1 protein-coding gene and 2 pseudogenes are annotated in these 2,793 nt (G+C 59.4%); 1 reads left to right on the forward strand and 2 read right to left on the reverse strand.

Annotated features, from left to right (window positions below; genetic code table 11):
• Positions 1-787: 787 nt before the first annotated feature.
• Positions 788-1,084 carry a hypothetical protein gene (locus FB009_RS32460; protein WP_011970883.1) on the reverse strand — a complete coding sequence of 99 codons (297 nt, stop codon included), beginning with the start codon at positions 1,082-1,084 and terminating at the stop codon, positions 788-790.
• Between the two features lie 241 nt (positions 1,085-1,325).
• Positions 1,326-1,539: pseudogene (locus FB009_RS33615) on the reverse strand (hypothetical protein).
• A gap of 181 nt (positions 1,540-1,720) precedes the next feature.
• Between FB009_RS33615 and FB009_RS32470 the strand changes: the two are divergent.
• Positions 1,721-2,691, forward strand: a pseudogene (locus FB009_RS32470) (glycoside hydrolase family 19 protein).
• Positions 2,692-2,793 lie beyond the last annotated feature (102 nt).

Genomic DNA, 2,793 nt, shown 5'->3' on the forward strand with positions numbered 1-2,793 from the left:
GCCGAATCATAGCCGCGATATTCCAGACGCTTCAAGGCTTCGACCAGCCGCTCCGAAACCGGCTGATGTCCAACGATACCAACAATCCCGCACATGTTCTCTCCGAAATCATCTAGGCACAACAGTAGGACTACCCGCCGCGCCTTCATTCAGGGTCTTCTAAATAACATTCAGCAAGATTGGTAAAATCGATTATTAGGATAGCAATCATCCACCCTATGGATAAAGAAAGATCGGTTCGCAGCCGGTGATTCGAGCCCTACGGCTAAAATGGCGCTGGGTTAACCTTGACCAACAAAGCGGCGGTGATGACCGCGATGGGCATCCGATCAGAGCCGGCACGGTTTGGATGAAGCAAGGCGCCGCTAAACTGCCCACCGTTATTACTGCGATTTACGAGGACTTAGTCGGTCGGCGAGGGACCCCATTGGATCTCGCCCAAGTGCTATTGGAAGGGCTTACGGCGACGGAGCGCCGGCGCCGACTGCGAATGCGGCAGCTGCAGTTAGAGGCCATTGGCGACTCTTTCGTTCGCCCAAGCGTTCGATAAGATAGCCCAGCTTGAGAAGACGGGGTGCGTCGCGGTTGCTTTCCGCAGGTGGGGAGAAGGGAGTCGCGCCGACCGCTTGCCAGCGTCCCTCTCCCCTCGAGCGGAAAGGGTTAGGGGGAGGGCGCGCAATCGCTATCCTCGGCGACATGTTGTTCGACGGCAAGAAAGGCCCGGCGAAGCCGGGCGCTCGTACTTGCAATTTTAGGTCTAAATGGTTCAACTTGTTGCGTTCAAAATCTAGGAAATGAGCGCGGTCTTCGGTGCGGCTCCGACCTTTTTGTCGGCTACCCTGCCTTGCACATTACAAGCATCGGGATCGAGCCGACGCCATACGCGGCCGCGAGCTGGGGTTTCATCGATATTGACCTCAGGCTGCGCATGCACGTAAAGCAAAACATTCTCTTTTACATGCAGGCCATATGGAACCATGAGCCCCCGGACCAGCGGTTCTTCCGCCTGCGTGCCCCGCGTCAGTTCCACTTTATTCCATTCGCAGGCCTCTTCACAGCGTCCAAGCCGGGCGATCCAGCTCATCTGTCTTTATCACAAGCACCAACCACGACTATTATGGCTCGGGAAGACTCTTCCCGTCGCCCTCGAACTCATGTTCGAGCAACGATCTTTGTTGCGGAGCGTTTCGTTTCAGGGGCTCACCGAAGGAGGAGTGCGATGCGTCCTGCCGAGCGCGTCAAGATAATAGACGCGCTGCAGCTCTCGCAGCAGTCGTTTTCGTGGCGGCATTTATTGCCGCCTTACTGTCTTGATGGCTCAATTTTCAAATGATGCCGGAGGAGCCTGATTCAGGCTCATCGTCGGGATGTCGGTCTGGGTTCGATCGGCCTTGACGATTTGGCTTTGAGGTCCTCGGCGAGGCCGGCAAGCTGTGCCGCAACGTCCAAAAGATTTGAAACGGCGCACTGCGCCGCGATGTCTGAGAGGTCAGAAGCTTGCTCGATTGGGCCGGCGCTTCTCGCTTCGCTATCGTCCATGTTCAATTCCCATTTCCATTGATGTGGATCAATGGCGAGGCTCGTCAAAGGCCGCGGGCCGATGACGAGCCTCCCGGCCGGCTGCGAGGGGCAAGACGACCAATGTCAGTCTAAGCCCGAACACTGCCGGCCCCCATAAACCAGCCGCCGAATATTCCCCAACGACAACCAGGAGACCTCAATGAGCGCCATCACCGCTCAGCAGGTTCGCGCTGCCGCAAAGGGTAGGGTGAACGAGAGCAATCTCGCGTCCGTGCTTGTGCCGCTGCACAGATACTGGGAACGTTTCGGCATGGATCGGCCGCACCGTCTCGCGCAGTATTTCGCCCAGTTCATGCATGAGAGCGGAGACTACCGCTACGATCGATAGATCTGGGGGGCCGACGCCGGCGCAGCAGCGCTACGACACCCGCACCGATCTCGGCAACACGCCGGAGAAGGATAGCGACGGGCACCTCTACCGCGGTCGCACCGGTACGCAACGGACCGGCAAGGACAACTATCGCCAGTTCCGCAACTGGTGCCGCGCGGGCGGCCTCGACTGCCCCGATTTCGTCAAGGATCCGGACGCGGTCAATACCGATCCGTGGGAAGGCCTGGTGTCTCTGTTCTACTGGGACACCCGGGACCTTAACCGCTGGACCGGCGAAGGCGACGCCGAGACCATCACGAAGAAGATCAACGGCGGCAAGAACGGCCTGGCTGATTGGTTTGGCCGACTGACGCGGATCTCGCTCGTTCTTCTCGGCTACCGCGCCGACAACGTCCTTCAGTTCCAAGCTGACCAGCGGCTGCAGGTCGACGGCGATGTTGGTCCGAAAACCCGTGCTGCGATGCATACGGCGCTTGTAGCGCTCACTCCGGGCGAAGCGGCCCGGCCGGAGGTCGAGGCGGCCCCGGTGACGGAGGAGAAGCCGGTACCGGTACCTGTCACGCCGCTAAGCCTAGACGCGCCGTGGTGGAAGTCCAACGAGGTCATCACTCCTCTGTCGTCGTCGTCGAGCACTTTCGCTGCTCTACGAGATCGGCGGCATACCCTGACAGAACCTCCTCCTGATCCTTGTCGCGTTCAGCGGCATGGCCGGCTTCCTCTACTGGCGCAAGAACGCCGATAGGAAGGCCGTCGCGAAACAGGTCGAGACGATGGTTTGATGTTCTGCTCCTCGCCTCATCGTGGCTGCGGCCGGTCTCGCTATCGTCGCCGCCGTCGTTGCCTGGATCTACCGGCAGGGCGGCGACGATGTCAGAACCTCC

It is taken from the genome of Sinorhizobium medicae, from assembly GCF_007827695.1.
Taxonomy (GTDB): domain Bacteria; phylum Pseudomonadota; class Alphaproteobacteria; order Rhizobiales; family Rhizobiaceae; genus Sinorhizobium; species Sinorhizobium medicae.